This window comes from Streptomyces sp. NPDC012935 (assembly GCF_042900345.1).
Classification (GTDB): domain Bacteria; phylum Actinomycetota; class Actinomycetes; order Streptomycetales; family Streptomycetaceae; genus Streptomyces.
This window is the reverse complement of the sequence record NZ_JBIBBC010000006.1, coordinates 425,490-446,919: the sequence shown is the minus strand read 5'-3', so window position 1 is coordinate 446,919 and position 21,430 is coordinate 425,490. Positions and strand designations below refer to the sequence as shown.

At 70.2% G+C, this 21,430-nt stretch carries 17 protein-coding genes; 10 read left to right on the top strand and 7 right to left on the bottom strand.

Annotation, left to right across the window (positions count from 1 at the left end; translation table 11 throughout):
• Positions 1–84: 84 nt before the first annotated feature.
• Positions 85–348: a WhiB family transcriptional regulator gene (locus tag ACFY5C_RS18465; RefSeq protein WP_003975777.1), complete on the bottom strand. Its 264-nt coding sequence runs from the start codon at positions 346–348 to the stop codon at positions 85–87.
• Between the two features lie 647 nt (positions 349–995).
• Here ACFY5C_RS18465 and ACFY5C_RS18460 point away from each other — a divergent pair.
• The 4 genes from ACFY5C_RS18460 (at position 996) to ACFY5C_RS18445 (ending at position 4,911) form a co-directional block, all read left to right on the top strand.
• Entirely contained in the window at positions 996–1,490 is a 495-nt protein-coding gene (locus ACFY5C_RS18460) for a cysteine dioxygenase (protein ID WP_389445420.1), read from the top strand.
• Positions 1,491–1,524: 34 nt separating this feature from the next.
• Complete coding sequence (gene cofD, locus ACFY5C_RS18455; protein WP_389445418.1) at positions 1,525–2,484, top strand: 2-phospho-L-lactate transferase; 960 nt, start codon at positions 1,525–1,527, stop codon at positions 2,482–2,484.
• Positions 2,481–3,791, top strand: a complete 1,311-nt coding sequence (locus tag ACFY5C_RS18450; protein WP_389445416.1) for a coenzyme F420-0:L-glutamate ligase — start codon at positions 2,481–2,483, stop codon at positions 3,789–3,791. The genes cofD and ACFY5C_RS18450 overlap by 4 nt, the downstream gene beginning before the upstream one ends.
• Before the next feature lie 118 nt (positions 3,792–3,909).
• Positions 3,910–4,911, top strand: a complete 1,002-nt coding sequence (locus tag ACFY5C_RS18445; RefSeq protein ID WP_389445414.1) for a DNA-3-methyladenine glycosylase family protein — start codon at positions 3,910–3,912, stop codon at positions 4,909–4,911.
• Between the two features lie 630 nt (positions 4,912–5,541).
• Here the strand turns inward: ACFY5C_RS18445 and ACFY5C_RS18440 are convergent.
• Together ACFY5C_RS18440 and ACFY5C_RS18435 are read right to left on the bottom strand one after the other, a co-directional pair.
• Positions 5,542–6,624, bottom strand: coding sequence for a sugar phosphate nucleotidyltransferase (locus ACFY5C_RS18440; RefSeq protein ID WP_389445413.1), 1,083 nt, complete (start codon positions 6,622–6,624; stop codon positions 5,542–5,544).
• 250 nt (positions 6,625–6,874) lie between these two features.
• Positions 6,875–8,377, bottom strand: coding sequence for an N-acetylmuramoyl-L-alanine amidase (locus ACFY5C_RS18435; RefSeq protein WP_389445412.1), 1,503 nt, complete (start codon positions 8,375–8,377; stop codon positions 6,875–6,877).
• A gap of 141 nt (positions 8,378–8,518) precedes the next feature.
• Here ACFY5C_RS18435 and ACFY5C_RS18430 point away from each other — a divergent pair, with 141 nt between their 5' ends.
• From ACFY5C_RS18430 to ACFY5C_RS18415, 4 genes are all read left to right on the top strand, one after another.
• Complete coding sequence (locus ACFY5C_RS18430; RefSeq protein ID WP_389445410.1) at positions 8,519–9,274, top strand: TIGR03089 family protein; 756 nt, start codon at positions 8,519–8,521, stop codon at positions 9,272–9,274.
• Between the two features lie 406 nt (positions 9,275–9,680).
• Complete coding sequence (locus tag ACFY5C_RS18425) at positions 9,681–10,835, top strand: LCP family protein (RefSeq protein ID WP_389445408.1); 1,155 nt, start codon at positions 9,681–9,683, stop codon at positions 10,833–10,835.
• A 223-nt stretch (positions 10,836–11,058) separates the two neighbouring features.
• Entirely contained in the window at positions 11,059–12,864 is a 1,806-nt protein-coding gene (locus ACFY5C_RS18420) for an LCP family protein (protein WP_389445406.1), read from the top strand.
• A 446-nt stretch (positions 12,865–13,310) separates the two neighbouring features.
• A complete protein-coding gene (locus tag ACFY5C_RS18415) occupies positions 13,311–14,888 on the top strand; it encodes an LCP family protein (RefSeq protein WP_389445405.1) in 1,578 nt (525 codons plus the stop codon).
• Between the two features lie 21 nt (positions 14,889–14,909).
• On the opposite strand, the gene ACFY5C_RS18410 is transcribed toward ACFY5C_RS18415, so the two are convergent.
• Positions 14,910–15,962, bottom strand: a complete 1,053-nt coding sequence (locus ACFY5C_RS18410) for a glycosyltransferase family 2 protein (protein ID WP_389445403.1) — start codon at positions 15,960–15,962, stop codon at positions 14,910–14,912.
• A gap of 252 nt (positions 15,963–16,214) precedes the next feature.
• Here ACFY5C_RS18410 and ACFY5C_RS18405 point away from each other — a divergent pair, with 252 nt between their 5' ends.
• A complete protein-coding gene (locus ACFY5C_RS18405; RefSeq protein WP_389445401.1) occupies positions 16,215–17,558 on the top strand; it encodes an LCP family protein in 1,344 nt (447 codons plus the stop codon).
• Between the two features lie 48 nt (positions 17,559–17,606).
• On the opposite strand, the gene ACFY5C_RS18400 is transcribed toward ACFY5C_RS18405, so the two are convergent.
• Entirely contained in the window at positions 17,607–18,164 is a 558-nt protein-coding gene (locus ACFY5C_RS18400; protein ID WP_389445399.1) for an acyl-CoA thioesterase, read from the bottom strand.
• 119 nt (positions 18,165–18,283) lie between these two features.
• On the opposite strand from ACFY5C_RS18400, the gene ACFY5C_RS18395 reads away from it, so the two are divergent.
• The gene (locus ACFY5C_RS18395; RefSeq protein WP_389445398.1) at positions 18,284–19,558 is read left to right on the top strand and encodes an LCP family protein; all 1,275 of its coding nucleotides are present in this window, start codon (positions 18,284–18,286) and stop codon (positions 19,556–19,558) included.
• A 64-nt stretch (positions 19,559–19,622) separates the two neighbouring features.
• On the opposite strand, the gene ACFY5C_RS18390 is transcribed toward ACFY5C_RS18395, so the two are convergent.
• Together ACFY5C_RS18390 and ACFY5C_RS18385 are read right to left on the bottom strand one after the other, a co-directional pair.
• Complete coding sequence (locus tag ACFY5C_RS18390; RefSeq protein WP_389445396.1) at positions 19,623–19,985, bottom strand: four-helix bundle copper-binding protein; 363 nt, start codon at positions 19,983–19,985, stop codon at positions 19,623–19,625.
• A 219-nt stretch (positions 19,986–20,204) separates the two neighbouring features.
• Complete coding sequence (locus tag ACFY5C_RS18385) at positions 20,205–21,362, bottom strand: acyl-CoA dehydrogenase family protein (RefSeq protein WP_389445394.1); 1,158 nt, start codon at positions 21,360–21,362, stop codon at positions 20,205–20,207.
• Positions 21,363–21,430 lie beyond the last annotated feature (68 nt).

Sequence of the window (21,430 nt, the reverse complement as noted above, 5' to 3'; positions counted from 1 at the left end):
ACGGGCCGTTCGAAACGTATTCGAGACGTATGTGCGTGCGTTGTGTGCGTGCGGCGACCGTCGGTCGGGCGGTCGGCACGACGCTCAGACGGCAGCCTTCTTCAGCCGGCGGCGCTCCCGCTCGGACAGGCCGCCCCAGATGCCGAAGCGCTCGTCGTTGGCGAGGGCGTATTCAAGGCACTCGGAGCGGACCTCACACGCGAGGCAGACCTTCTTGGCCTCGCGGGTGGAACCGCCCTTCTCGGGGAAGAAGGACTCGGGGTCGGTCTGGGCGCACAGCGCGCGCTCCTGCCAGCCGAGTTCCTCGTCCGCGTCGTCGACCAGCAGTTGCTGCACCAGCTCGGTCATGTGCGCCCCTCGTCTGTCTTTCGCGTCCCCGTGATGTAGCCGTTACCGATTCCGGCTGAACGACACGAGTGAAATTACAAGTGTGCTGCTCCGGGCGAGTCAAGCCGAGATCTGCTATTGAGCCCCTTATTCACTCTGCGGAACCAAGGCCTAGCGGAAAGTGTTCAAATCGGCATAAACCTTGACAGGCGGACGAGGCCCGGGTGGGCATCCAACCCCGCTCAGAGCCTGTACGGAAAAGGACGCCCAGAAGTTCGATCTCGTTGCACACACGCGCGAATGCGAACCGGATCACAGTCGGATCACAGGATCACAACGACGCCGCGCGCCCGGTTGTGCGCCATGTGTCCCGGCCACCCCATGAACAAACCTTTCGCCACGGAGATGAACCGGATGAGGTGAAACATGTCCCACATAACGGGCGTCGAGTTGACACCGAAGGTGCGAACCGATGTCCTTGTGGGCATGCTCGCGAACTCGGCACTCACCTCGACCCGCACCGCCGGGTCCCACGGTGCTGCCCGCGCTCGCTGTAGCTGTTGCTGTCCCAGCTGTTGAGCCACACCTGCTCCAGCTGTAGGCCGAGCCACCCTTTTCTCGGCTCTCGTTCCCTCTGACCTTCCTTCACTGAGGAACCACCGCACCCCATGAACAGCGACAGCGACCTTCAGATCGCCGGCGACATCCTCGAAGTCCCGCACCTCCTCCAGACACCGCGCGAGCACCCGGCCACCGTCGCCGAGTTCGCCGGCCTGGCCCGCTCCATCGCCGCCGACCGCTCCCAGTGGGAGCACCTCGTCCGGTACGACGCCACCACGCGCTGGTACCACCGGCTGAGCACGGGCCCCGGCTACGAGGTGTGGCTGCTGTCCTGGGTGCCCGGACAGGGCAGCGGACTGCACGACCACGGCCGTTCCGCCGGCGTGCTGACCGTCCTGGACGGCACGCTCACCGAGCACACACAGAGCGCCACGCGCGCCTTGCCGGCGGGAGCGCAGCGGGTGTTCGCGCCGGGGTACGCCCACGAGGTCGTGAACGACGCGCTGGAGCCGGCGGTGAGCCTGCACGTCTACTACCCGGGCCTGACCGAGATGCCGATGCACACCACCCCTGCCTGCGAGGCGCGTGCCGTGACTGCGTGACGCGCTGTCGTACCCGCCTGCAACACTTGCCCCCATGCGCATTGTGGTTCTGGCAGGCGGCATCGGTGGTGCCCGGTTCCTGCGCGGTCTGAAGCAGGCCGCGCCGGACGCGGACGTCACGGTCATCGGCAACACCGGGGACGACATCCACCTCTTCGGGCTGAAGGTCTGCCCGGACCTCGACACCGTGATGTACACGCTGGGCGGCGGCATCAACGAGGAGCAGGGCTGGGGGCGGGCCGACGAGACCTTCCATCTCAAGGAGGAGCTCGCGGCGTACGGCGTCGGGCCCGAGTGGTTCGGGCTCGGTGACCGGGACTTCGCCACCCACATCGTGCGGACGCAGATGATCGGCGCCGGGTATCCCCTCAGCGCGGTGACGCAGGCGCTGTGCGACCGCTGGAAGCCCGGCGTGAGGCTCATCCCCATGACCGACGACCGCGTCGAGACGCACGTCGCGGTCGAGGTGGACGGCGAACGCAGAGCCGTCCACTTCCAGGAGTACTGGGTGCGGCTGCGCGCCTCGGTGCCGGCGGAGGCGATCGTGCCGGTCGGCGCGGAGCAGGCCAAGCCGGCGCCGGGTGTCCTGGAGGCGATCGCGGACGCGGACGTCATCCTCTTCCCGCCGTCCAACCCGGTCGTCTCGGTCGGCACGATCCTCGCCGTGCCCGGCATCCGCGAGGCGATCGCCGACGCCGGCGTGCCGGTCGTGGGCCTGTCCCCCATCGTCGGGGACGCGCCCGTGCGCGGGATGGCCGACAAGGTGCTCGCGGCGGTCGGAGTGGAGTCGACGGCGTCGGCGGTCGCCGAGCACTACGGCTCGGGGCTCCTGGACGGATGGCTCGTCGACACCGTGGACGCGGGCTCCGTGGACCAGGTCGAGGCCGCCGGGATCCGCTGCCGGGCCGTACCGCTGATGATGACCGACCTCGACGCGACCACACAGATGGCCCGTGAGGCGCTGACGCTGGCCGAGGAGGTGCGAGCGTCTTGAGCGACGTGTCTGCCGACGGCTACCGCGTCTGGGCCGTTTCCGGGATTCCCGAGGTCCAGCAGGGCGACGACCTCGCGAAACTGATCGCCACCGCCGAACCCGGCCTCGCCGACGGGGACGTGCTCCTGGTCACCTCGAAGATCGTTTCCAAGGCCGAGGGCCGGATCGTGGAGGCAACCGACCGGGAAGCCGCCATCGACGCGGAGACCGTACGGGTCGTGGCGCGCCGCGGCGTCCTGCGCATCGTCGAGAACCGGCAGGGGCTCGTGATGGCCGCCGCCGGGGTCGACGCCTCCAACACCCCTGCCGGCACCGTGCTGCTGCTGCCCGAGGACCCCGACGCGTCCGCGCGGGCGATCCGGGACGGGCTGCGGGACGCCCTCGGTATCGAGGTCGGGGTCGTCGTCACCGACACCTTCGGCCGCCCCTGGCGTGCGGGGCTCACCGATGTGGCGATCGGCGCCGCCGGCATCCGCGTACTCGACGATCTGCGCGGCGGCACGGACGCGTACGGCAATCCGCTCAGCGCGACCGTCGTGGCGACCGCCGACGAACTCGCCGCCGCCGGTGACCTCGTGAAGGGCAAGGCCGCCGGGCTGCCCGTGGCCGTGGTGCGCGGGCTGGCGCACACGGTGGCCGAGGACCACGGGGAGGGTGCCCGGGCCATGGTCCGCGCCGCCCGTGACGACATGTTCCGGCTGGGCACGTCGGAGGCGGTACGGGAGGCGGTGACCCTGCGTCGTACGGTACGGGCCTTCACGGACGAGCCGGTCGACGCCGGGGCCGTACGAAGAGCGGTCGCGGCGGCGGTCACGGCACCGGCGCCGCACCACACCACACCGTGGCGGTTCGTGCTGCTGGAGTCGCAGGAGTCGCGGACGCGGCTGTTGGATGCCATGCGGGACGCCTGGATCGCCGACCTGCGGCGCGACGGCAAGAGCGAGGAGTCCATCGCCAAGCGGGTGCGACGCGGGGACGTGCTGCGCAACGCGCCGTACCTCGTGGTGCCGTGCCTGGTCATGGACGGTTCGCACACCTACGGCGACGCGCGGCGGGACGGTGCCGAGCGGGAGATGTTCGTCGTCGCCACCGGGGCCGGGGTGCAGAACTTCCTGGTCGCGCTGGCCGGGGAGCGGCTGGGGTCGGCGTGGGTGTCGTCGACGATGTTCTGCCGGGATGTGGTGCGGGAGGTGCTCGGGCTGCCGGAGGACTGGGATCCGATGGGGGCCGTGGCGGTGGGGCATGCGGCGGAGGAACCGAGGCCTCGGGCGGAGCGGGATGCGGGGGCTTTCATCACGGTGCGCTGATACGCGCCGTGCAGCGCCTACGCTCGTAGTGCCTACCTGATCGACGCTCGTAGACCTACCGACGCTTGCCGGCCTTCCCGACGCTCGCAGACCCTCCGGTTCCCCTAGGACTTCACTCGTGGCAGGACGCTTCACTCCGCACTCCACGCGTACGACTGTGCGCGGCGGGCATGTCCCCGTGCCCGCAGGGGTACCACGGCAGGCGCCGGCCCCCGGGCGGGTGCGCACCTGGGTGCCGGAGTGGCCGCTCGATCTCGGGCTGGTGCTCGGGCCCTTGCGGCGTGGGCCAGGGGATCCGACGTTCCGGGCGATGCCGGACGGGTCGGTGTGGCGGGCCTGCCTCACGCCTGCCGGGCCCGGGACGCTGCGGGTCGGTGTCCGGGGTGCCGAAGTGCGGGGCGAGGCCTGGGGGCCGGGAGCCGAGTGGCTGCTGGAGCAGTTGCCCGAGTTGCTCGGGGCCGCGGATGATCCTTCCGCCTTCGTGCCGCGCCATCGGCTGGTGGCGCTCGCTCGGCATCGGCGGCCGGGGCTGCGGCTGACGCGGACCGGGTTGGTGCTGGAGTCGTTGATTCCGTCGATTCTGGAGCAGAAGGTCACGACCGATGAGGCGTATCGGGCGTGGCGGTTGCTGGTCCGGAAGTACGGGGTGGCGGCGCCGGGGCCCGCGCCCGGGCGGATGTGTGTCATGCCGGACGCGGCGACCTGGCGGATGATTCCGTCCTGGGAGTGGCATCGGGCCGGGGTCGACAACAAGCGGGCGTCGACGATTCTGCGGGCCGTACGGGTCGCTGCGCGGCTGGAGGAAGCGGTGGGGATGGCTCCGGCTCAGGCGCAGGCTCGGTTGGAGGTCTTGCCGGGGATCGGGCCGTGGACGTCGGCGGAGGTTGTGCAGCGCAGTCATGGGGCGGCGGATGCGGTGACCGTGGGGGATCTGCATCTGCCGGGGATCGTGGGGTTCGCGCTTGCCGGGGATCGGGATGCGGATGACTCCGTGATGCTGGAGTTGTTGGAGCCCTATGCGGGGCAGCGGCATCGGGCGGCTCGGTTGATTCTGTTGAGCGGGCGGGTGCCGGCGCGGCGGGCTCCGCGGATGCCGGTGGGGGATATCGGGCGGTTGTAGGGGGCGGGGTTGTCGCCCCCGCCGCCCCTACCCTTCCCGTCCTTGAAGGGGCGCTGCCCCTTCTACCCCGGCCCCTGGGGGCTGCCGCCCCCAGACCCCCGCTATCGGCCTGAACGGCCTCGTCCTCAAACGCCGGACGGGCTGAATTTGCCTGCACCGGCGCCGAGAGCCACCGCCTATATACGCGCAGCCCCCAACGGGTGGGTGGGGGCTAGGGATGGCACGGCCCCGCCCTCCAACGCCGGACGGGCTGGGATGCCCGGGCACCGGCGCCGCGAGGCACCGTTCGAAGGTGCCCAGCCCCCGGCGGGTGGGCGGGGGCTGGGGACGGCGCAGGCCCCGCCCTCCAACGCCGGACGGGCTGACTTTGCCTGCACCGGCGCCGAGAGCCACCGCCTATATGCGCGCAACCCCCGGCGGGTGGGTGGGGGCTAGGGATGGCACGGCCCCGCCGTCCAACGCCGGACGGGCTGGGATGCCCGGGCACCTGCGCCGCGAGGCACCCTTCGAAGGCGCCCAGCCCCCGGCAGGTGGGCGGGGGCTAGGGACGGCGCAGGCCCCGCCCTCCAACGCCGGACGGGCTGGGATGCCAGCCCGGCGCCGGTAAGTGGCTGTCTGGCATCGCCGGTCCTACAGATCCGGCGAGAAACGTACCGACCCCGCCGGAATCCGAGCGTCGCACCACACCCGTACCCCGTCCCTCAGCTCGTTGTCGGCGCCGATCACCGCGCCGTCGCCGATGACCGTGCCGGTGAGGACCGAGCGTTGGCCTACGCGGGCGCGGGTGCCGATGAGGGAGTCGGTGATGATCGCGCCGGGTTCGATGACGGCGCCGGGCAGGATCGTGCTGCCGAAGACGCGCGCGCCCTCGGCCACGAAGGCGCCCTCGCCCACCACCGTGCCACCGGTCAGCTTGGCGTCGGCGGCGACGCTGGCCGTGGGGAGGATCAGGCGGTCGCCGCAGCGGCCGGGGACCGCGGGGGACGGCGCCCTGCCCAGGACGAGGTCCGCCGAGCCGCGGACGAAGGCCGCGGGGGTGCCCAGGTCGAGCCAGTACGTCGAGTCGACCATGCCCTGGAGGTGAGCGCCGGCCGACAGGAGGTCGGGGAACGTCTCGCGTTCGACCGAGACCGGCCGGCCCGCCGGAATCGTGTCGATGACCGAGCGGCGGAAGACGTACGCCCCCGCGTTGATCTGGTCGGTGACGATCTCCTCGGGGGTCTGCGGCTTCTCCAGGAACGCCGTCACCCGGCCCGTGTCGTCCGTCGGTACCAGGCCGTAGGCCCTCGGGTCCGTCACCTGCGTGAGGTGGAGGGAGACGTCCGCGCCGGTCGTCTCGTGCGTACGCACCAGGGCCCTGATGTCCAGGCCCGTCAGGATGTCGCCATTGAAGATGAGCACCGGGTCGTCGGGCGCGGAGTGGAGCCGGGAGGCCACGTTGCGGATCGCGCCGCCCGTGCCGAGGGGCTCCTCCTCCGTCACGTACTCCAGGTGCAGACCGAGCGCCGAGCCGTCCCCGAAGTACGGCTCGAAGACCTCGGCCAGGTACGACGTCGCCAGGACGATGTGTTCTACGCCCGCCGCTCTCGCTCTCGCCAACTGGTGGGTGAGGAACGGGACCCCGGCCGCGTGGACCATGGGCTTCGGCGTGTGCACGGTGAGCGGACGCAGCCGAGTGCCCTTGCCGCCGACCAGGAGGATCGCTTCTGTCACCTGTCGTCTCTGCTTCCTGCCGGGACCGGCCGAACTGTCTTTCGGCCGGCCAGTGTATGCAGACCGTTGTGCGACGCCCCCGACGGCAGTGCGGCAGTCCGCCTCATGCCCCCCGACGGCGGTGAATGCGACCCCATGCCCCCCACGTCCGGCTACGAGCCCTACGAGTGCTACGAGTCCCCCCATGGTCCTCGCGTGGGCCCCGCAGGTACCCGGACGCTTGCCCCGCCCCCCTGAACTCCGCGCGCTCTCAGCGCCCCTGGTAGCGGGCCGCCGAAGCGCGGGCGGAGCCGAGCTTGTTGTAGAGCTGCTTGCCGGGGCACTCCGTGGAGAAGCCGTCCCGGTGGCCGGAGATCACATTCAGTCGTACGTTCTTTCCCTTTCGGTAGAGATTGCCACCGCCGGACTTCAGGTATGTCTTTCCGCGCGGATTGGCACCGTAGAGCCCCAGTTTCCAGGCCGTGAGCCGCGCCACGGCCTTCACCGAGGCGGCGGTCGGCTTGGTGACGCCGTAGCTGCCGAGGACGGCGATCCCCATGCTGTTGGTGTTGAAACCGCGAGTATGGGCACCCAGGACCGGCTTCGCCACTCCCCCGGCACGCCCCTCGTAGATGTTTCCGCACTTGTCGACGAGGAAGTTGTAGCCGACGTCACGCCAGCCCATGCTCACCACGTGGTAGCGGTAGATACCGCGGATGAGCGAGGGGACCTGTGAGCAGGAGTACTTGCTGCCGGACGCCGTGTGGTGCACGAAGGCTGCCTGCACCTTCTTCGTGTAGACGAAACTCCGCTCCCGCCAGCTCTCGTTCGCGCCCCAGCCACGCCGCGTGACGATGCGCGGCCGCGGCCCGATGTACGGCTTCGCCCGCTGCTCCTGCGTCAACTCGGTACCGCGCAGCGCCAACAGCTCCCGCTCGGTGGCGGCCCGGCCGAGCTCGGGGATCTCGGCGGCACCGACGGGGGCGAGTTCGACGTTGGCGGCGGAGGCGGCCAGGGACTCGGCGGTCTCGAGGGTCTCGGGGGTGAGGGTTCCGGGGCGGGGGGCGCCGGCGGCGTCGCCCTGCGCGGGGGCGGGGTCGCCGGGGTCGACGAGTTCGAGACGGAGGCCGTCGGGAAGCGTCGAGGCGGCCTCGGGGCGGGCTGTCGTGTCGGCACCACTGCCTCCCACGCCGTCCTCGGGCTCCTCGGAGGCCTTCTCGGGTTCCTCGGTCGGCCCCGGCCCGGCGGGCCCGGTGACCTCCGGAGTGACTCGTACCTCCACGCCGTCCGACTCCCCGACCCACAACGGCGCCGTGGAGCCGCGGACCCGGCCCGAGCTGGGTTCGTCGGTGCCCGGGTCGGCCGCGTGATCGGCGTTGTGCGTCTCGACGTCCTGCCAGCCGGACCAGGTGCCCGTACCGACCGCGCGGGTGCGGACCTGGACGCGGCCGTGCAGTTCGGCGTCCGGGTCGTCCCAGATGACGCCGACGAGGGAGAAGTGCCGTACGCCTCGGGGGGACAGCCCCTGTTCGGCGGGGGCGCCGCTGGCCCGGTCACCGTCGAGGGGGGCGAGGGGCAGCGACTGGGTGCTGCCGGGGACGTACGACTCGTCACCCGGCTGACGCGTCGTCGTCCCGGCCACCGTCCCTGCGCTCGTGGCGGCTTCTGCTCCGAGCGCCGGTCTCGCGGTCGCCGCGACGGCAGGTGGGGTGAGCGGGAGAGCCAGAGCGGCCGCGCACGTGACACCGATTGAGGAAGCAAGGAATCCACGCATACCAACGATGTTGGACATAGTCATACAGACCTGTCCATCGGGGAGCTGACGGGGCGTCGGCCTGCGATTCGTCCGAACCGGTGGTGGCCGGCCGGGCCCTGCGGGGGGTGCGCGGGTGCGTGTCCGCGTACGCTTGCGCGGGTGAATGCCACCGATCGCACCCCTGCCGACCTGCTGCGTTCCGCGCTGGCCGCGGATCCGAGCCGCCCCCTGGTGACCTTCTACGACGACACCACCGGGGAACGCGTCGAATTGTCCGTGGCCACGTTCGCCAATTGGGTGGCCAAGACCGCGAATCTGCTCCAGGGAGACCTGGGAGCCGGTCCGGGTGACCGCGTCACGCTCCTGCTGCCCGCCCACTGGCAGACGGCGGTCTGGCTGCTGGCCTGCTCGTCGGTCGGCACGATCGCGGACGTGGGCGGGGATCCGGCGGCGGCCGACGTGGTCGTGAGCGGGCCGGACGGGCTTGAGGTGGCGCGGGCGTGCCGGGGGGAACGGGTCGCGTTGGCGCTGCGGCCGCTGGGGGGCCGCTTTCCGCAGCCGCCGGCCGGCTTCGCCGACTATGCGGTCGAGGTGCCGAGTCAGGGCGACCGTTTCGTGCCGTACGTGCCGGTCGATCCCGAGGATCCCGCGTTGATCGTCGCCGGGCGGGAGTTCAGCGGTGCCGAGGTCGTGGAGCGGGCGCAGGCCGAGGCGACGGGGCTGGGGCTTACGGGGCCGGGGTCGCGGATTCTGTCCGCCCTTCCCTACGACACCTGGGAGGGGCTCAATGCCGGGCTGTACGCGGCGCTTGCGACCGGGGGGTCCGTGGTGCTGTGCCGGCACCTCGAATCCCTGGGCGAGGATGCCCTGGCCAAGCGGATCGAGGCCGAACGGGTGACGGCGACCGCGCGGTAGCCTCCGGCGGTTTTGGGGGTCTCGTCATCCGGCCCTGCGACGAGCCCCCATCTTCGTCGCCCCCGCCGCCCCTACCCGTCCCGTCCCCAGGGGCTCCGCCCCTTTGACCCCGCCAGGGGGCTGCGCCCCCTGGACCCCCCATCGGCCTGAACGGCCTCGTCCTCAAACGCCGGACGGGCTGAAAGGCCCGGACCGGCACCGAAAAGTGCCGGACAGCTGAAGTGCCGGGACCGGCACCGCACAGGCCTCCGCATGCACCCCCGCCCCACGCCCAGTCCATCCAGGTCCGCCGGAGGCCCCGTCACCCATTCGGACCCCCACCACCCACCCCTCACCCTCCATCCGCGCCACGGTGGTAACAGCAGCCCACACCGCACGCTCTACGCACTGAGGGGTGGACCCAGCCGTGACCGACTCCGCACGCGCGCGCCCCGGGGCTTCGGGCAGTAAGGCGGGCAGGGACAAGAGGTCCGTACGGCGGTGGGTGCGGCGGGGGGCCCTGGCGCTCGGGCTGGTGGTCGTTGCCGCCGGTGGGGCCGGGTGGGCCGTGTACGCGAAGCTCAACTCCAACATCACGCCCGACGAGGCCGCCGCGGCCGAATTGGCCCGGTATGAGAAGGAGCGCCCCACCGCACTCGTCAGCGGCGCCCAGAACATCCTGCTCATCGGGTCGGACTCGAGGGCGGGCCAGGGAAACCGCCGCTACGGACGGGACTCCGGCACCGAGCGCTCCGACACCACCATCCTGCTGCACATCTCCGGCAAGCGCCGCAGCGCCACCGCCGTCTCGATACCCCGCGACCTGATGGTCGACGTCCCCGGATGCCGGAAGTCCAACGGCTCCCGCAGCGAGCCCATGTTCGCGATGTTCAACTACGCCTTCCAGATGGGCGGTTCGGCCTGCACCATCCGCACCGTGGAGCGGATGACCGACATCCGGGTCGATCACCACATGGTCGTCGACTTCCACGGCTTCAAGGAGATGGTCGACGCCGTCGACGGCGTCGAGATCTGCCTCGGCAAACCCATCAACGACAAGGCCGCCAAGCTGAGACTCCCGGCCGGCAAGGTCACCCTCAACGGTGAGCAGGCCCTCGGCTACGTCCGCGCCCGCAAGACCCTCGGCGACGGCAGCGACACCGACCGCATGGACCGCCAGCAGCGCTTCCTCGCCGCGCTCGTGCACAAGGTGCAGAGCAACGACGTACTGCTGAACCCGGTCCGTCTCTATCCGGTCCTGGACGCCGCCACCTCCTCCCTCACCACGGACCCGGCCCTGGCCAGCTTGCGTGGTTTGTACGAACTTGCGCGCGGGGTGCGCGACATCCCCACCGAACGCGTGCAATTCCTCACGGTCCCGAGGGAGTCGTACATCTACAACGCCAATCGCGACCAACTCGTGGAACCCGAAGCCGAGCGGCTCTTCGAGCGACTGCGCGTCGACGCCCCGGTGGAAGTCGTGAATTCGCCCGAAACGTCCCAGGGGCCCGAGCCCTCGGATCCCAGTTCCCCGGCACCCACCTTCCGCGGCAACACCGCCGCCCAGAACCCCTGCGGGTAAAGCGCTCACCAAGTCGACGAACCCCAGTTCAAAGAAATGAGCCGGATTGCCCAGTTGTAGGGACGTGGAATTTGTCACCGTCGTCGCTCGACGCTGAACTGGGCGGATAGTGTGAGCGATCCGGTGCACCCGGCCGTAGTTAGGCTTGCGCACTGTTTGACCGAGACCCGAGCGCCTTGGAGGGGTAGGCGCCGCGTGGCCCCGACGGAGGATTCAGACAACCGTGGACGCGCAAGGCCGTGGGCGGGCGGACGACATCGATCCCGCAGACCAATGGGTGCTCAATCCGAACACCGGCGAATACGAACTGCGACTGGCTCCTTCCGCAGCGCAGTCGTCGGTGCCCGGACCCCGCAGATCCGCCTCCCGGGCAGGAGCGGCTTCCCGTGCCGGCGGCGCGACCGCCGGGGGTGCGACCGCCGGGAGTGCGGGTAGCGGCGCGGGCGCGGGAGGTGCCGTACGCAATCGCACCGCCGCACCCGCACGCGAGACGCGTCCCGCGCCGGGCCGTGAGGTCCCGTCGCAGCGCAGGCGCAGGGGGGCGCCCGAGGAACCGCCGGGCCGACGTGGCCGGCGGCCGGTGAAGAAGAACAAGGCGAAGCGGGCCCTGCTGTGGACCGGCGGAATCACCGCGTTCGTCGTGGTCGCCGCCGCCGCGGGCGCGTATCTCTACATCGAGCACCTCAACGGCAACATCCAGTCCGTCTCCGACGACGGCGCGAGCACCGGTGGCTTCTCGAAGGACAAGGCCATCAACATCCTGCTCATCGGCACGGACAAGCGCACGGGCGCGGGCAACGAGAAGTACGGCGACTCCGGCAGCGCCGGGCACGCCGACACCACGATCCTGCTGCACGTCTCCAAGGACCGCTCGAACGCGACCGCGCTGAGCATCCCGCGTGACCTGATCGTCGACATCCCGGACTGCCCGACCACGCAGGAGGACGGCTCCTCGAAGGTCATCGCGGGCGAGACCGGTGTCCGCTTCAACACCAGCCTCGGCCAGGAGGGCCGTACGCCCAGCTGCACCGTGCGGACGGTCACCGAGCTGACCGGAATCCAGGCGGACAACTTCATGGTGGCCGACTTCAACGCCGTGAAGACGCTGACGTCGGCGGTCGGCGGCGTCGAGGTGTGCCTCGCCAAGGACATCAAGGACCCCGACTCCAAGCTCGACCTCCCCAAGGGCGAGCACGTGATCGAGGGCGAGCAGGCGCTGGCCTTCGTCCGCACCCGGCATGCCGTCGGCACCGGCGGCGACCTGAGCCGGATCGGGCTCCAGCAGCAGTTCCTCAGCGCGCTGATGCGCAAGCTGAAGTCGAACGACACCCTCACCAGCCCGTCGAAGATGATCAAGCTGGCCGAGGCGGGCACGAAGGCGCTCACCGTCGACTCGGCGCTCGACAGCATCGACAAGCTGAAGGACCTCGGCCTGGAGCTCGGCAAGCTCGACACCAAGAACCTGACCTTCACGACTATTCCGGTGATAGACAACCCGACGGAGAAGGTCAGGGCGACGGTCGTCCCCAACCCGACCACGGCCCCCCAGGTCTTCCAGGCGATCCAGAACGACGTCTCCTTCACCGCCGTCAAGGAGCAGAAGAAGAAGGAAGCCGCCGCCGTGGCCGCCCGGCTCAAGGGCACCAAGGCCGACCCCTCCGACGTGCGGGTGCAGGTCTACAACGGCGGAGCGCCCGCGGGCAGCGCCCAGGAGACCCTCACCTGGTTGCAGACCGAGGAGGGCGTGGAGAAGTCCGAGAACGCGGGCAACGCCCCGGCGACGCTGTCCAAGACGACGCTGGAGTACGGGCCGGACCAGGCGGACCAGGCACGTCGGCTCGCCGCGATCATGGGGCTGTCCGGGTCCGCGATGAAGCCCGGCAAGAGCGTGACCAACTCCCAGGGCCTGCCCACGATGACGCTGACGCTGGGCAAGGACTTCAAGGGTGCGGGCGTATCGCTCACGGCTCCGAGCAAGGCGCCCGACGTGGAGAAGTCCACTGCCGACAAGGTGGAGTGCGCGAAGTAGTCGCTCAACGGGCCCGTCCCACCGCCTGCTCGGCCGTGCGGCGGGCCCGTTCCGCTCGGAAGCCTCGGCAGGGCGTCCGTGGCCCGCATCCGCGGTGCGGCACCGCGGCACACAATCTCCGGTACGGAAACTCCGGCGGGGAACGCAACTGTGGCCGACTCTCGTTGGTCTGACACAAGACACGGTTGTGTCAGGCGGCGTTGGCCCGACACACCACGCGGCCGTGCCGGGCGTGGATTTTGCCGACACCTGGCCAACCGGGCTCGGACCCACAAGGGTCTGACAGGTTGCGAACCGGCGTCGGACAGGGTGGTCCGACATGGTTCGCTCCACACCGGACAGGGAGGTCCGGCGCGGGGCGGAGCCGTGTCGGGCAAAGGGTGGGGAAGGGCAGACAGTTGGCGCAGAGCAGTGTGCGAGGGGAGGCCCCCGCGGTGGAGGACACCATGTCCCTCACCCCGCGGGCCGACCAGGACACGCCGGCCGACCAGGGCGGCCGGCACGGTGGCGGGGGTTCCGGAGGCAGCCGTGGGACCGACGGCAGGCCCCGCAGACGGCGGGCGCTGCGCTGGTCGGCGACGGTTCTGGCGGTGGTGATACTGGGCACCGCGGGTGCCGGGTATCTCTACTACCAGCACCTCAACGGCAACCTGAAGAAGGACGACCTCAACATCGGCGACGCCAAGGACCGCGCTGCCGAGACCGAGGCGAACGCGGCCGGTCAGACGCCACTGAACATCCTGCTGATCGGCTCGGACGCCCGGGACAGCAAGGAGAACCAGAAGCTCGGCGGCGCCAAGGAGACGTTCGGCGGCATCCCCCTCGCCGACGTCCAGATGCTGCTGCACGTCTCGGCCGACCGCACCAACATGTCAGTGGTGAGCATGCCCCGCGACACGCTGGTGGACATCCCCAAGTGCACGGACCCGGACAGTGGGGACGTCTACCAGGCCCGCCAACGCGCGATGACGAACCAGTCGCTCGGCCGGGGCGGCCCGGGGTGCACCGTGGCGACGTGGGAGAAGCTGACCGACATCCACATCGACCACTTCATGATGATCGACTTCTCGGGCGTGGTGTCGATGGCGGACGCCATCGGTGGCGTCCCGGTCTGTGTGAACGCCAACATCCACTCCAAGGACAGCCAGGGCCACGGCTCCGGGCTGAAGCTGGAGAAGGGCACGACGTACGTCAAGGGCGAGCAGGCCCTGCAGTGGCTGCGCACCCGGTACGGCTTCGAGGACGGCAGCGACCTGGCCCGCGCCAAGGCGCAGCACCAGTACATGAACTCGATGGTCCGCGAGCTGCGCAAGAACGCCAAGCTGAGCAACCCGGGCAAGCTCCGCGCCCTCGCCGAGGCGGCCACCGACGCGCTGACCGTCGACCCGGGCCTGGGCACGGTGGCCAAGCTCTACGACCTGGCCGGCGAGCTCAAGAAGGTGCCGACCTCGCGCATCACCATGACGACGATGCCCAACCGCTACGTCGGTTCGCGCGTCGAGCCCACCGAGGACGCGACCAAGCTGTTCCGGCTGGTGCGTGAGGACATCGCCCTCGACGGCAAGGACAAGAAGAAGGCCACCGAGGAGAAGACCTCCACCGATCCGGCCGCCGCGGACGACGAGATCGCCGTGCAGGTGCAGAACGGCACCCGCACCGACGTCCTCGCCCCGGCCCAGGGCCGCGCGACGACCGTCGCCGGACTGCTCGTCGACGAGGGCTTCACACAGGCCGTTGCGGACTCCTCGACCACGCCGACCGCGGACACCACGCTCATCCGCTACCCGAGCGCCGACCTGGAGGGCGACGCCCAGCGGCTCGCCAAGGCCCTCGGCATCCCGGCCGACGCCGTCGAAAGGTCCACGGACGTCTCCGGCGTCACCCTCGTCGTCGGCGCGGACTGGCGGGAGGGGACGGCGTACGAGGCCCCGAAGCAGGACGACAAGACGCCGGACACGGCGGAGGCGCTGAACGCCTCCGACACCAAGGCCTGCATGAAGGTCGACCCGGACTTCACGTGGTGACGGGCGCCCCGCCCGGCGGGCTCAGCCGGCGCTGTCGACGCTGAGCACGGCCGGGCGGCGGGAGGCGATGACCTTCCTCGCCAGGGCCCGCGGGCTGGTCAGGAAGCCGTAGCCCCAGGACATGTGCATGGTGGCGAGGGCGACCGGGATCTGGAGGCGCGCCTTCAGCGGGAGGCCCTTGCCGGCCGGGAGCGACCCGGCGGTGATGGCCGCGAGGTAGCCGCCGGGGACGACCAGCGCCCACGGGGTGACCAGGGCGCCCAGCACGAGGCCCGCCGCGATCGCGCACACCGCCGTCGGCGGGGCGAGGTAGCGCAGGTTGATGGAGCCGGCGTGGTAGCGGGCGACGACGTGACGCCAGCGGCCGTAGTCCTTGTACTGCTTGGCGAGGGCCTTCACCGACGGCCGCGGGCGGTACGACACCTTCAGCTCGGGCGAGAACCAGATCAGCCCGCCCGCCTCCCGGATCCGGAAGTTCAGCTCCCAGTCCTGGGCGCGGATGAACTCCTCGTTGTAGCCGCCCTGTTGCTCCAAGGCCTCGCGCCGGAACACACCGAGGTACACGGTCTCGGCCTGCTGGGCCTCGCCGCCGGTGTGGAAGGCGGCGTTGCCGACGCCGATCTTCGAGGTCATCGCGGCGGCGACGGCGTGCTCCCAGTCGTTCTCACCCTCGGCGTGCATGATGCCGCCGACGTTCTGCGCGCCGGTCTCCTGAAGGAGCCGTACGGCGGTGGTGATGTAGTTCGGGGAGAGCATGCCGTGGCCGTCGACGCGGACGACGATCGGGTGGCGGGAGGCCTTGATCGCGGCGTTGAGGGCGGCGGGGGTGCGGCCGGTCGGGTTCGGGACGGTGTGGACGCGCTTGTTCTGCGAAGCCGCCGTCTCGGCCACGAGCTCGGCGGCGATCTCGTCCGTGCGGTCCGTGGACGGACCGAGGGCGATCACGACCTCCATCTCGCCGGCGTACTCCTGCGCGAGGATCGCTTGGACTGCTCCGCGCAGATGCCGCTCCTCGTTGAGGACGGGCATGATCACGGACACGGCGGGGAGCTGCACGTCGGGATTGGCGTTCATAGGGGCCTCACGTTACCGCGAACGGGGGACACCGGTGCGCCCCGCCGGGGCCGGTGCTCCGGGCAGCAGATCGTATGGGCCTACGGTGCTCACGGATCCCACGTACGGCCCCCAGGGCAACCCCAGCGGAGGTATCCCCCCATGCCCACGCCGCCCCGCCGCTCTTCCGCCCCGCCGCAGCGCCGCGCGCAGCCGCCTCGTGGCGGAGCACGGCCGGTCGCGCCCGTACGGCGGAGGCGGCCCCGGTGGGCCATGCGGGCGGTGACCACGCTGTCCGTCGTGGTCCTCGCATCCGCCGGGATCGGGCACGCGGTGGTCACCAGCCTGGACGCGAAGATCGCGCGGGTGGACCCGTTCAAGGACATGAAGAACCGGCCGCAGGCCGGGCACGGGATGAACGTCCTGCTCGTCGGCACGGACGGCCGCGACCGCATCAGCGAGGAGGAGCGGCGCAGGTACCGGCTCGGTGGCGCCCCCTGTCACTGCACCGACACGATCATGATCGTGCACATCTCGGAGGACCGGGAGCGGGCGAGCGTGGTGAGCCTGCCGCGCGACTCCTACGCCGAGGTGCCCGCGGGTGAGGGGCGCAAGGCACACCCCATCAAGATCAACGCCGCGTACGCGGAGGGCGGGCCGCATCTCACGGTGCGCACGGTCGAGCACATGACGCACGTGAAGATCGACCACTATCTGGAGGTCGACTTCACCAGCTTCATGAAGACGGTCGACGTGGTCGGCGGCGTACGGATCTGCACGGCCGAGCCGCTGAAGGACTCCTACACCGGGCTTGACCTGCCGGCCGGCACGCATCGGCTGATGGGCGGGGAGGCGTTGCAGTACGTCCGCGCGCGGCACGTCGACAGCGACTCCGACCTGGGCCGGGTGCACCGTCAGCAGCGGTTCATGGCGGCGCTGATCGAGCGGGCGACGTCGTCCGGGATCCTGCTGAACCCGATGCGGTTCCGGGACGTGACGCGGGCGGTGCTGGGGTCGGTGCGGGCGGACAAGGGGTTCGGCACGGGTGAACTGCTCGACCTCGGGCGGGCGATGCGGAACTTCTCACCGTCCTCGTCGGAGTTCACGACGGTGCCGATCGGACAGCTGGCATACGAGGTGAAGGGCCTCGGCTCCACGGTGAAGTGGAACACCTCACAGGCCGAACGCCTCTTCCGGGCGCTGCGCGAGGACAAGCCGCTGGCCGCGCAACGGCCGAAGCGGAGGGCCGTCCCGGTGGAGGTCGCCCCGCAGCAGATCCGCGTCCAGGTGGAGAACGGCACGGCCACGGCGGACCTCGGCAAGCGGGTCGACGCTGCGCTCGCGGCGGCCGGGTTCCGTACGACGGGCCGGCCGGTGGCCGCGGCGGACCGCTCCGTGAAGCGCACGGTCGTCGCCCACGACCCCGGCTGGGACCGTTCGGCGAAGTCCCTGGCAGCCGCACTCCCGGGAAGCGAACTACGGCCGGTGAAGGGGCTGGGCCCCACCCTGAAGGTGATCGCCGGAACGGACTTCAAGAAGGTGCGCAAGGTACGGGCCGAGGACCCGACACAGGGCCAGGCGACGGTGGTGCGGGGCGACGAGGCGGGGTGCGCCTAGCTCGCGAGCAGCGCCCCCGCATCCCGGCGACCACGCTCGCCGGCACCCTCAGTCCTCGTACCCCTCCGCCACCCTCTTCTCGCGGAGTTCCTTGATGGCTCGCCGACGGGCCAGGCGGTGGGTGCGACGGATCTGGGCCTCCTGGTTGCGACGCTTGTCACGTTCCGTCTCCGGGAGCACCTCGGGGACCCGGCGTGGCTTGCCGTCGGCGTCGACCGCTGCGAAGACCAGGTAGGCCGAGCCGACCTGGGTGGGCGGCGCGGACTCGTTCCAGCGTTCCGCGAGGACCCGTACACCGACCTCCATCGAGGTCCGGCCGGTCCAGTTGACCTGGGCCTTCACATGGACGAGGTCTCCCACGCGGACCGGCTCCAGGAAGACCATCTCGTCCATCGACGCGGTGACGGCGGGACCGCCACTGTGCCGGCCGGCCACCGCGCCCGCGGCGTCGTCGACGAGTTTCATGATCACACCGCCGTGCACCGTTCCCAGGAGGTTGGTGTCGCTGTGGGTCATGATGTGGCTGAGCGTGGTGCGGGATGCGGAGGTGGGCTTGCCCGGGATCTCCGGAGTGCCCGACTCTGCGGCGGTGACCTGGTCTGTCATGGCCTCCACCTTATGCCGCGTCGACATTCGCGGACTTTGTGTTGGGTTCGCAACAGCCGTGCCTCTATTTTCCGCCGAACCTTGTAAGTGACCTGGCCATGCCCTGCACACTGGGGCGCATGAATGACTGGCCCCAGGCATGGTCCGACGACAACCGCGGCAACCGGTACGGACGCGGCAGCGCGAGCGCACAGCCCGAGAGCGCGCGCGTGATGCGGCAGGTTCGCCGCGGTCAGGCGGCGCCGCCCGGCCAGGGCTACGGCGGGGTGCCGCAGCAGCAGTCGTACGTGAACGGCCAGGGCCACGGTGGCTACGCCGACGACGGGTACGACAGCGGTTACAACACCGGCCAGGTGTACGGCGGTGGCGGGGGCGGCCGCGACGGCGGGGGGATACGCGAGCCGCGTCCCGCGCCGAACTGGCGGCGCCGTATCAAGGTGACGACTCTCACGCTGGTGACGGTGTTGCTTGTGACGTCCGTCGCGACCTACTTCTGGGCCGACTCCAAGCTCAACCGCGAGGTCGACCTGTCAAAGGTCATCGAGCGGCCGGAGGCGGGCGAGGGCACCAACTACCTGATCGTCGGGTCCGACAGCCGCGAGGGGCTGTCCGACGACCAGAAGAAGGAGCTGCACACCGGGTCCGCCGACGGTAAGCGCACGGACTCGATGATGATCCTGCACACCGGCAGCAACGGCGACACCCTGATCTCCCTGCCCCGCGACTCGAACGTCACGATCCCGTCGTTCAAGGGCTCGGACTCCGGGAAGTTCTTCGAGGGCACCGGCAGGCAGACGAAGCTGAACGCGGCCTACGCGGAGGACGGCCCCGAACTGCTGGTGCGCACCGTCGAGGCCAATACCGGTCTGCACATCGACCACTACGTCGAGATCGGCTTCGCGGGCTTCGCGAACATCGTGGACTCCGTCGGCGGTGTCGAGATCGACATCCCGCAGGACATCAAGGACTCCAAGTCCGGTGCCGACTTCAAGAAGGGCAAGCAGACCCTGAACGGCGAGGAGGCGCTCGCCTTCGTCCGCACCCGGTACGCGCTGGCCGGCTCCGACCTGGACCGTACGAAGAACCAGCAGAAGTTCCTCTCGGCCCTGGCCAACCAGGTGGCGACCCCGAGCACCGTCCTGAACCCCTTCAAGCTGTACCCGACGATGGGCGCCGGCCTGGACTCGCTGATCGTCGACAAGGACATGGGCCTGTACGACCTGGCATCCATGTTCTGGGCGATGAAGGGCGTCAGCGGCGGCGAGGGCAAGTCCATGAACATGCCGATCTCGGGCAACTCCGCGAACGGCAACCTCCAGTGGGACACCGCGAAGGTGAAGACGCTGGTGGAGCAGCTGAACAACGACGAGAAGGTCACCGTCTCGGGCAACTGAGGCACCGACGGCAGCAGTTCGAGGGCACCCCGGCGGGGTGCCCTCGACTGTTGTCAGGCGGTCGTCACATCGTGGCGCCCGCCATCGCGCGGCAGGTCGCGGCACAGCGGCGACACGCTTCCGCGCAGCGCATCATCTGAGGATCGTCCGGCATGGACATACACGCCTCCGCGCACATCTCGCAGGCCTTGGCGCACATCGCGCACATCTCGGCCGACATGGGCGAGCGGCGCATCATCATGTCCGCGCACATACGGGTCGTCTCGGCGCAGTCCATGAGCGCCCGCATGATCTGCATCTGGGCCTGTCCGCCCATCTGCATGCAGGAGCTCATGGTCTCCTCGCACATGCTGTGGCAGGTCATGCACGCGTCGACGCAGTCCTGCATCTCCTTGCTCATCGCGGGCATCGTCTGGGGCTGGGTCATGGCTCCTCCTGGGGGGTGCGGGAGCCCGGGAGCGGGCCCCGTGCCCTTCCGTCCTACGCCCGCCCGCCGCGCCGCGCCATCGGGCGGACGTGAACAATTCCCACCAGATGCCGCACAGGGCACGGTCGCCCGTGTTCCGCCGCAAGGTGGTGAAACAGGTCCAAATGAGTGAAGGGTGCCCGGAGAACCGGGCACCCTTCGCCGTCAAATCCCGTGAGGTTACGGCAGGTTGCGCGCCATGACGATGCGCTGGACCTGGTTCGTGCCCTCATAAATCTGCGTGATCTTGGCGTCGCGCATCATGCGCTCGACGGGGTAGTCACGGGTGTAGCCGTAACCGCCGAGGAGCTGGACGGCGTCCGTGGTGACCTCCATCGCCACGTCCGAGGCGAAGCACTTGGCGGCGGCACCCAGGTACGTCAGGTCGGCGTCACCGCGCTCGGAGGCGGCGGCGGCCTGGTAGGTCAGGGCGCGGGCGGCCGAGATCTTCATGGCCATGTCGGCGAGCATGAACTGGATGCCCTGGAAGTCCGCGATCGGCTTGCCGAACTGCTTGCGCTCCTGGACATAGCCCTTGCCGTAGTCCAGGGCGCCCTGGGCGATGCCGAGGGCCTGGGCCGCGATGGTGATGCGGGTGTGGTCCAGCGTCTTCATCGCGGTGGCGAAGCCGGTGCCCTCCTCGCCGATCATGCGGTCCGCCGGTATGCGAACGTTGTCCAGGTAGACCTCGCGGGTCGGGGAGCCCTTGATGCCGAGCTTCTTCTCGGGGGCGCCGAAGGAGACGCCCTCGTCGGACTTCTCGACGACGAAGGCGCTGATGCCCTTGGAGCGCTTCGTCGGGTCGGTGACCGCCATCACCGTGTAGTACTCGGACTCGCCGGCGTTGGTGATCCAGCGCTTCACGCCGTTCAGCACGTAGTGGTCGCCGTCGCGGACGGCCTTCGTCTTCATGCCGGCCGCGTCGGAGCCGGCGTCGGGCTCGGAGAGGCAGTACGAGAACATGCCCTCGCCCTTGGCGAGCGGGGTCATGTACCGCTTCTTCAGGTCCTCGGAGCCGGAGAGGATCACCGGCAGCGAGCCCAGCTTGTTCACCGCGGGGATGAGGGAGGAGCTCGCGCAGACGCGGGACACCTCCTCGATGACGATCACCGTGGCAAGGGCGTCCGCACCCGCGCCGCCGTACTCCTCGGGCACATGGACGGCGTGCAGGTCGTTGGCCACCAGCGCGTCCAGCGCCTCCCGCGGGAAGCGGGCCTCCTCGTCCACGGCGGCGGCGTACGGCGCGATCTTCGCCTCGGCCAGCGAGCGGATGGCGTCACGGAGCATGTCGTGCTCCTCCGACGGGCGGTACAGGTCGAAGTCAGCCGATCCGGCCAAGGTCTCTCACGCTCCAAGGACGCTGTGTGGTCAGTGCGAAGCTGGCGCTAATTACCGTTAAGTAACTC

Excerpts from the sequence above, each read along its gene's own strand:
- ACFY5C_RS18465 (WP_003975777.1), bottom strand. The coding sequence starts at position 348 with ATGACCGAGCTGGTGCAGCAACTGCTGGTCGACGACGCGGACGAGGAA.
- ACFY5C_RS18460 (WP_389445420.1), top strand. The coding sequence starts at position 996 with ATGAACAGCGACAGCGACCTTCAGATCGCCGGCGACATCCTCGAAGTC.
- cofD (WP_389445418.1), top strand. The coding sequence starts at position 1,525 with ATGCGCATTGTGGTTCTGGCAGGCGGCATCGGTGGTGCCCGGTTCCTG.
- ACFY5C_RS18435 (WP_389445412.1), bottom strand. The coding sequence starts at position 8,377 with ATGCGTGGATTCCTTGCTTCCTCAATCGGTGTCACGTGCGCGGCCGCT.
- ACFY5C_RS18415 (WP_389445405.1), top strand. The coding sequence starts at position 13,311 with ATGTCCCTCACCCCGCGGGCCGACCAGGACACGCCGGCCGACCAGGGC.
- ACFY5C_RS18410 (WP_389445403.1), bottom strand. The coding sequence starts at position 15,962 with ATGAACGCCAATCCCGACGTGCAGCTCCCCGCCGTGTCCGTGATCATG.
- ACFY5C_RS18405 (WP_389445401.1), top strand. The coding sequence starts at position 16,215 with ATGCGGGCGGTGACCACGCTGTCCGTCGTGGTCCTCGCATCCGCCGGG.
- ACFY5C_RS18400 (WP_389445399.1), bottom strand. The coding sequence starts at position 18,164 with ATGACAGACCAGGTCACCGCCGCAGAGTCGGGCACTCCGGAGATCCCG.
- ACFY5C_RS18395 (WP_389445398.1), top strand. The coding sequence starts at position 18,284 with ATGAATGACTGGCCCCAGGCATGGTCCGACGACAACCGCGGCAACCGG.
- ACFY5C_RS18390 (WP_389445396.1), bottom strand. The coding sequence starts at position 19,985 with ATGACCCAGCCCCAGACGATGCCCGCGATGAGCAAGGAGATGCAGGAC.